The sequence below is a fragment of the Yoonia sp. genome (genome assembly GCF_036007805.1).
Lineage (GTDB): Bacteria > Pseudomonadota > Alphaproteobacteria > Rhodobacterales > Rhodobacteraceae > Yoonia.
Genome location: NZ_DASYOK010000284.1, coordinates 1 through 7,036, shown reverse-complemented (window position 1 = coordinate 7,036; position 7,036 = coordinate 1). Strand labels below are relative to the sequence as shown.

At 56.9% G+C, this 7,036-nt stretch carries 7 protein-coding genes; all 7 read left to right on the top strand.

Annotation, left to right across the window (positions count from 1 at the left end; genetic code table 11):
* Positions 1-192 (top strand): hypothetical protein (locus VGP75_RS15140; RefSeq protein WP_327544455.1); only part of this gene is annotated, 192 nt, incomplete at its 5' end.
* Positions 193-240: 48 nt separating this feature from the next.
* Complete coding sequence (locus VGP75_RS15135) at positions 241-1,299, top strand: C4-dicarboxylate TRAP transporter substrate-binding protein (protein ID WP_327544454.1); 1,059 nt, start codon at positions 241-243, stop codon at positions 1,297-1,299.
* Between the two features lie 84 nt (positions 1,300-1,383).
* Positions 1,384-1,950 (top strand): TRAP transporter small permease subunit, encoded by a 567-nt coding sequence (locus VGP75_RS15130; RefSeq protein ID WP_327544453.1) that lies wholly within the window; start codon positions 1,384-1,386, stop codon positions 1,948-1,950.
* Positions 1,947-3,275, top strand: coding sequence for a TRAP transporter large permease (locus VGP75_RS15125; protein WP_327544452.1), 1,329 nt, complete (start codon positions 1,947-1,949; stop codon positions 3,273-3,275). The genes VGP75_RS15130 and VGP75_RS15125 overlap by 4 nt, the downstream gene beginning before the upstream one ends.
* A gap of 62 nt (positions 3,276-3,337) precedes the next feature.
* A complete protein-coding gene (locus VGP75_RS15120) occupies positions 3,338-3,790 on the top strand; it encodes an SRPBCC family protein (RefSeq protein ID WP_327544451.1) in 453 nt (150 codons plus the stop codon).
* 476 nt (positions 3,791-4,266) lie between these two features.
* A complete protein-coding gene (istA, locus tag VGP75_RS15115) occupies positions 4,267-5,775 on the top strand; it encodes an IS21 family transposase (protein ID WP_422665117.1) in 1,509 nt (502 codons plus the stop codon).
* Positions 5,772-6,587 carry an IS21-like element helper ATPase IstB gene (istB, locus tag VGP75_RS15110; RefSeq protein ID WP_327544450.1) on the top strand — a complete coding sequence of 272 codons (816 nt, stop codon included), beginning with the start codon at positions 5,772-5,774 and terminating at the stop codon, positions 6,585-6,587. The genes istA and istB overlap by 4 nt, the downstream gene beginning before the upstream one ends.
* Positions 6,588-7,036 lie beyond the last annotated feature (449 nt).

Here is a 7,036-nt window from a genome sequence, read left to right as displayed (position 1 = left end):
CCTGTTCAATCGGTCATTATGCGACAGCAACAACAACAATCCACGCATGCGTCCCGTTTCACCGCCTGGCCGGAGTACATGACGGTGATGAACGCGATCAATGACGCGCTGCGCCCCTTGGGCGGGCAGGTCACTGAAATGCCATTTACACCCGAACGCATCCTACGCGCTTTGGGCACGATCGAAGACTAAACAACACCGAAAATGCGAGGAGGCATTTTCACAAAGGGAGAGACGACAATGAAGTACACGACTTTTAGCATGATTGCCGCGTTGGGCATAACGACCGCAGGGCTGGCATCAGCGCAAGAACAGATCACGGTGAATATCGGATCATCGCACCCGGAAGCGAACATCTGGGTCTACGCGATGAAGAACACCTTTCAGCCTGAAGTGAACCGCATCCTCGCTGAGGCCGGCAATGAATATCAGGTCGACTGGGTCGAAGCCTATGCCGGCACGCTGTATAAATTCACCGACACCCGCGAAGCGGTGATGGACGGGATCGTTGACGTAGGCATGGTGGGCACCGTTTGGGAAGGCGCTAACATGCCATTGCAAAACGTCACCTATTTTACTCCATTCGCTACATCTGATCACAAAATGATCATCGAAATTTTTGATGACCTCAGCCAGAACCTGCCTGAACTTGCCAATAGCTGGTCAGAAAATGGCATGGTGCATTTGTCGTCATTGATCACCGACAGCTACGACATCTACGCGACCTTCCCAGTCACCGCGATGGCCGATCTGCAAAACCGCAAGCTGAACGCGCCCGGCACTTCTGCCAACTGGCTGCAAGGCACAGGGGCCACGCCTGTCGACGGTGCGTTGACCACGTATTACACTAACATTCAGACCGGCGTCACCGAAGGCACATTGTCTTTCGCGTCAGGCATCTTGCCGACACGCGTTTACGAAGTTGCCCCAGAACTCACACGCGTTGGCATCGGCTCGATGTATTTTGGTGGTATCGCTGCGAACGAAGACTTCTTTAACGGCCTGCCAGAGCCGGTTCAGGTAGCCTTCCGCGAAGCTGCAAAAGCAACATCCATCGCCCACGGCGATTATGTGACCGAATTGTCCGAGCGCGCGATGGTGGAAATGCAGGCCGCTGGTTTGACCGTGCATGATCTGCCCGACGCCGAGAAAACTGCATGGGTCGAAGGCTTGCCAGATATCGTGGCCCCATGGCTCGAGCAGACAGGCGAAGCGGGTAATGTGGTGTTGAAAGCCTATTTTGACGCGCTGCGCGAACGCGGTGCCACACCACTGCGCAACTGGGACGAAGGCCGCTGAGGTCTGACACCGGAATGAACACCCGTTCAGACATGATCTGGACGGGTGTTTTGCCGCCTGAACCCAACCGACGAGTGATCAAAGATGAGCCAAGATAGCCCGGCATCACGGGGTCAAACCAATGTCCCTAAATTCGCCGATGCCCCGTTTGGCGCGGTCTTGGGCACCATCGCTGCTATGATGTCATCGTTTGGCACATTGTGCATCGGCGGATTGATGGTGCTGGTAGTTGCCGATGTCTTGGGCCGCAACTTTTTCAACGCGCCGATTACGGGCGTGTCTGAAATCGCCGCGCGCACCGTCGTTGCGATTGTGTTTCTGCAAATCGCTGCCGCCATCCAGCAAAAGCGCCTGACGCGTGCCGATTTCCTAGTCAGGCGAATGGAAAAGTCTTCACCTCGGTCGGTCTACATGCTCGAAGCGTTCTTTGCCCTTACCGGCGCCGCCGTATTCCTTCTGATTTGCTGGTCGTCTTGGCCAAAATTGGTGTCGGCATGGCAAAGCGCGGAATATTTTGGCGTGCAGGGCGTCTTCACAATACCCACCACACCTTTCCGCGCCATCACGGTCTTTGGCGCTGCGATTGCGGCGTTGTCCGCGCTGTATCGCGTCTTGGAAGAAATCCGCAGTTTTCGGAGCCATAAGCCATGACCACTCTTACCATCGGGTTCATCCTGATCGCGGTGCTGATTGCGTTGGTTCTGTTGGGAATGCAAATCGCCTACGCGTTGTTTGCTGTTGCCTTTGCTGGGATTTGGATCATTCGCGACAATTTGGATCTCGCGTTCAAGATGCTGGAATTGACCGCCTACAGCGGCATCGCAGATTATCTATTTGCGACTATTCCACTGTTTGTATTGATGGGTCTTTTAGTCAGCGTGTCGAACGTAGGCCGCGACACATTCGAGGTCGCAGATGTCCTATTGCGCCGGATGATTTGTGGATTGGGCGTAGCCACGGTGGCAGCCAACACCGTTTTTGCGGCTGTGACGGGTGTATCAATCGCCTCTGCCGCCGTGTTTACGCGGGTCGCCGTCCCTGAAATGACGCGCCATGGATACCGTCCTGCCTTTGCCGCAGGCACAGTCGCGGGGTCGTCGGTCTTGGGCATGTTGATCCCACCCAGCCTTTTGCTGATCATCTACGGCGTCCTTGCCGAAGTTTCGATCGGTGGCATGTTTCTCGCGGGGATCGTGCCGGGGATCATGTTGGCAGGTGGCTTTGTCATCATGTTGATCGGCCTGACAATCGTGGTTCCCGGATTTGTTCTTTCCGACCCCGCCGCGTCAAAGGCCCGCAGGTTAGATTTGACCGCCCCGAAAATGCCATTGCGTACAATGGCGTCAAAATTGTTCCCGATTGTGATGCTGGTGTTTCTGGTCTTGGGTGGTCTCTATTCGGGCTTTTTCACCCCGACAGAGGCGGGCGGAATTGGGGCATTTGGTGCGCTTTTGGTCGCCATCGCGCGCCGGTCGCTTGATCGTCACAAACTTTGGGATGTGATGAAACAAACAGGGGTGATTTCTGTGTCGATCCTTGTGCTGCTGATCGCGGCCAGCTTCTATTCGCGGATGCTGTCAATTGCGGGACTACCAAATGCGATTGCAGGACTGGTGACGGATTCTGGCTTTGGGCCGTATGGGTTCTTGTTCTTTTACGCAGTCATCATTTTGCTTATGGGCATGATACTCGACAGTACGTCTATTCTGTTGATCATGGTGCCAATTGCAGCACCAATCGCGCAAGGCATGGGAATTGACCTTAGCCACTTTGGCATCGTGACTGTTCTGGCCGTTGAAATTGGCCTGCTGACCCCACCTTTCGGCATATCTGTATTTACCGTCCACAATACGCTGAATGACCCAGATGTGTCAGTCGAACAGATTTTTGCAGCAACCTTGCCGTTCATTGGCGTCATGCTGGCCGTACTTGTCATCGTGGGGGTCTTTCCGGGCGTTTCAACCTTGTTTCTCTAATCGAACAACCAGCCCCTATAGCAAATCAAGTAGGGTAAATTCCGAGAGCTTAGGACTAAAAAATGGAACTTAAGAACGAAATTCTAATCAACGCCCCGCGGGACGTCGTCTATGCTGCTCTGAATGATCCAGAAATCCTGAAAGACTGTATTCCGGGCTGTCAAGAATTGATCAAACATTCTGACACCGAACTTGAGGCAAAAGTTGTGCTAAAGATCGGTCCAGTAAAAGCGAAATTCAGCGGCAGCGTCGTACTCAGCCCTGATGCTCCGCCCGAACGGTTTTCGCTGGTTGGCCAAGGAAACGGCGGCGCTGCTGGATTTGCCAAGGGCGGAGCGGAAGTCGTATTGGAACCGCATCCAGAAGGAACCCTTCTGCGGTATACTGCGAAGGCAGAGATTGGCGGAAAGCTTGCACAGTTGGGCAGTCGCCTCATTGAAAGCACAGCAAAAAAACTGTCGTCTAAGTTCTTCGCGAGATTCGCAGAACAGCTTAACGATTCTCAAAACAGCTAAAAGCCATGCGCTACCAATGGGTTTGGCAATGAGAATTGCTGATGGGTGACATCTGTATTTTGTTGTATCAGATAGCCGAGCAATAGCATTCGGACGAACCGACCATGGTCACGCCTGCGCCAAGATCGACTTTGTTCCGCGGACTGTGAATTCCATGCTTGATCCTTGCTGCGGCCTGCATGAATGACCGGTTCTCATGCTGCGCAATGTCGCCATATTTCTTGCTCCTGAGGCATTTCGCGCGCTGCGTGCGCATGCAGCGAGAATTTGAAACTTCCGGTTTGGGCTCTCAACCGGCTTTTGAGCGACAACCATCTTGGCCGGTGCCGACAACCACATTGGCCGGTGGGGCTGAACGGAAGACGGGCATGCCCGTCTGGAGGGCAGTCCCACCGACCTGATTGATTTTGGGAATAGGTGCTGGTCGCTGCGGGTTGGTAAACCGGTATCCTCTACCGTCAAACGGAGGACCCGGATTGGCCTATAAACCCATCACCGACCAGCAATTGAGATTATACATGACCGACCTCCAAAAACACAGTCAGCGCACAGCGGCTGCCCGCGCCGGGTTCAGCGAACGGACCGCCCGGCGCTTCGATGCCGACCCGACACCGCCTTCAAAGCGCAAGATACTTCACGGGCGCACGGTGGCCGATCCCCTTGAAGCCTATTGGGAGACCGACCTTCTTCCCCTGCTGGAGAAGGACAGTGCGTTGCAGGCCGTCACCCTGTTGCGCCACCTTCAGAGCGAGCATCCACTGGCGTTCCCCGATGATCGTATTCGGCGCACCCTGGAGCGGCGGGTGCGGCAGTGGCGGGCACTGAACGGGCCTGAGCGCGACATCATCTTCCGTCAGACGCCAGAGCCGGGGTACATGGCCCAGTCTGACTTCACCCATGCCGGGGAATTGGAGGTGACGATCGCGGGCCAGCCGTTTGCGCACCTGCTCTACCACTTCGTCATGGTCTACAGCCGCTGGGAACATGTCGGCGTGATCCTCGGTGGGGAAAGCTTCACGGCGCTGGCCGAGCACCTGCAGCAGGCCCTCTGGTCACTGGGCGGCGTGCCGCAAAACCACCGCACCGACAGCCTCTCTGCCGCCTTCCGTAACCTGACCGCCGATCAGCGCGAGGACATCACCAAGCGCTATGATGCCTTTGTCGGCCATTACGGCATGGACGCCAGCCGCAACAATCGCGGTGAGGCCCATGAGAACGGGGCGGTGGAATCCCAGAACCGGCATCTCAAGAAAGCCATCGAACAGGCACTGATCCTGCGCGGCAGCCGCGACTTCACAACGATTGAAGATTACCGGCGCTTCATCGACACGCTGGTTGCCCGGCGCAACAAGCAGCGGGTGGCTGCCGTTCAGGCGGAACGGACCCATTTGAAGCCTCTGCCGCAACGGCGGACGACAGACTTTACCGAGATCGTGGTGCCGGTCACGAGAATGGGCGGCTTCTTGGTCAAAAGTATCTTCTACAGCGCTCCGTCGCAGTTGATCGGCCAGCGTCTACGCGTTCACCTCTACGATGATCGCATCGAGGCGTTCCTGGGCGGCACCCTCGTCGTGACCCATGCCCGGGCCCGCGGTCGCGTCGACGGCCATCGCGTCCATGTCATCAGCTACCATCATGTCATCCATGCCCTGCGGCGCAAACCGCAGGCCCTGTGGAGTTCGATCTACCGCGACAGCCTGTTCCCCCGCACCGAATATGCTGAAGCGTGGAAGATATTGCAGCGCGATTTGCCACGACGGGATGCCTGCCGCCGAATGGTCGATCTGCTATTCATCGCCCATGAACAGGCGTGTGAGACGGAACTGGCGCATTTGCTGTCGGCAGACCTCGACGCTGGTCGCGTGCCGGATCCCAAGGCCCTGGCATTACGGCTGGCACCAAAGGCCACGGCACTGCCGACGGATGTCGCTGTCACCCATCCATCGCTCGACAGCTTTGATGCGCGGCTAGGGGCAGGCGCATGAGCACCCGCGAGATCGACATCCACACGCTGCCCAGCATGCTGACTGCGCTGCGGTTGCCCAGCTTCCACAAGCTCTGGGCCGAGATTGCCACCCGCGCCGATGCCGAAGGCTGGCCAGCCGCCCGTTTCCTCGCGGTGTTGGCGGAATACGAGCTGGCCGAGCGGGATATGCGCCGGATCCGGCGCCATCTGAACGAGGCGCAGCTCCCGGCCGGTAAGACGCTGGCAACCTTCGACTTCAAGGCACTGCCAACCCTGCCGCGCCCCCGCATCGAGGCCCTGGCAGCAGGCGACTGGCTGGATGGTGGCGGCAACCTGATTGCCATCGGCAATTCCGGCACCGGCAAGACCCACATTCTATGTGCCATCGGTCATGCGCTGATCGAGCAGGGCCACCGCGTCTACTACGCCAGAACCAGCGATCTGGTGCAAAGGCTTCAGGCTGCCCGGCGCGATCTCGTTCTCGAGGCAGCCTTGGCCAAACTCGACAAGTTCGACCTGATCATCCTCGACGACATCACCTACGCGCACAAGGATCAGGCCGAAACCGGCGTCCTCTTCGAACTAATTGCCCGACGCTATGAATACCGCAGCATCGCCATCGCCGCCAACCAACCGTTCAGCGGATGGGATCAGATCTTCCCTGACAAGGCCATGACCGTCGCCGCCATCGACCGCCTGGTCCATCATGCGACCATCCTCGAGATGAACGCGGAAAGCTTCCGCCAGCGTGCGGCCGCCTCAAACAAAAGGGCACTGGACGAAACGGCAGCGACAACCATTACCGACAACCAAAACGAAGGAGAGACTTAACCCAAAACACCAAACGACACGCCAACCTCAGCGGCCTCAAAACCGGCCAAGATGGTTGTCGCTCGCGGACAAGGTGGTTGACGTTCTACAACCGGCTTTCGCCGCACTCTACACGAAAGGCCGCTGTCGGGAAACAGCCCACACTTTGCAAACCCCGCTTTCTGCGCTTAGCTGCCGTTCGACCGCAACGCAGCATCGGTAAAGTGGGCTCCTTTGAGACCTTCGCCGCACATTGCACGAAGGTCAGCTATGCAGGCGAATGGCTAGCTGCAGGGCGGCGAGTTTGGGGTTGCGTCACCAGCTAGGTCCGCAAGTCATTTTTCATCATAAAAATAGAATTTGCGGCGTGAAACATCGCTATTCGTGATGAGGATCTTCCAGAGTGTTTCGCCAACCAATGTAAGGATGGCTCCCGCGACAGCAAGGTGCAGCAGGAAGAGCGTATAGAT

Bases quoted from the DNA above. Each gene is read 5' to 3' on its own strand.
- VGP75_RS15130 (WP_327544453.1), top strand. From the start codon at position 1,384: ATGAGCCAAGATAGCCCGGCATCACGGGGTCAAACCAATGTCCCTAAA.
- VGP75_RS15125 (WP_327544452.1), top strand. From the start codon at position 1,947: ATGACCACTCTTACCATCGGGTTCATCCTGATCGCGGTGCTGATTGCG.
- VGP75_RS15120 (WP_327544451.1), top strand. From the start codon at position 3,338: ATGGAACTTAAGAACGAAATTCTAATCAACGCCCCGCGGGACGTCGTC.
- istB (WP_327544450.1), top strand. From the start codon at position 5,772: ATGAGCACCCGCGAGATCGACATCCACACGCTGCCCAGCATGCTGACT.
- VGP75_RS15135 (WP_327544454.1), top strand. From the start codon at position 241: ATGAAGTACACGACTTTTAGCATGATTGCCGCGTTGGGCATAACGACC.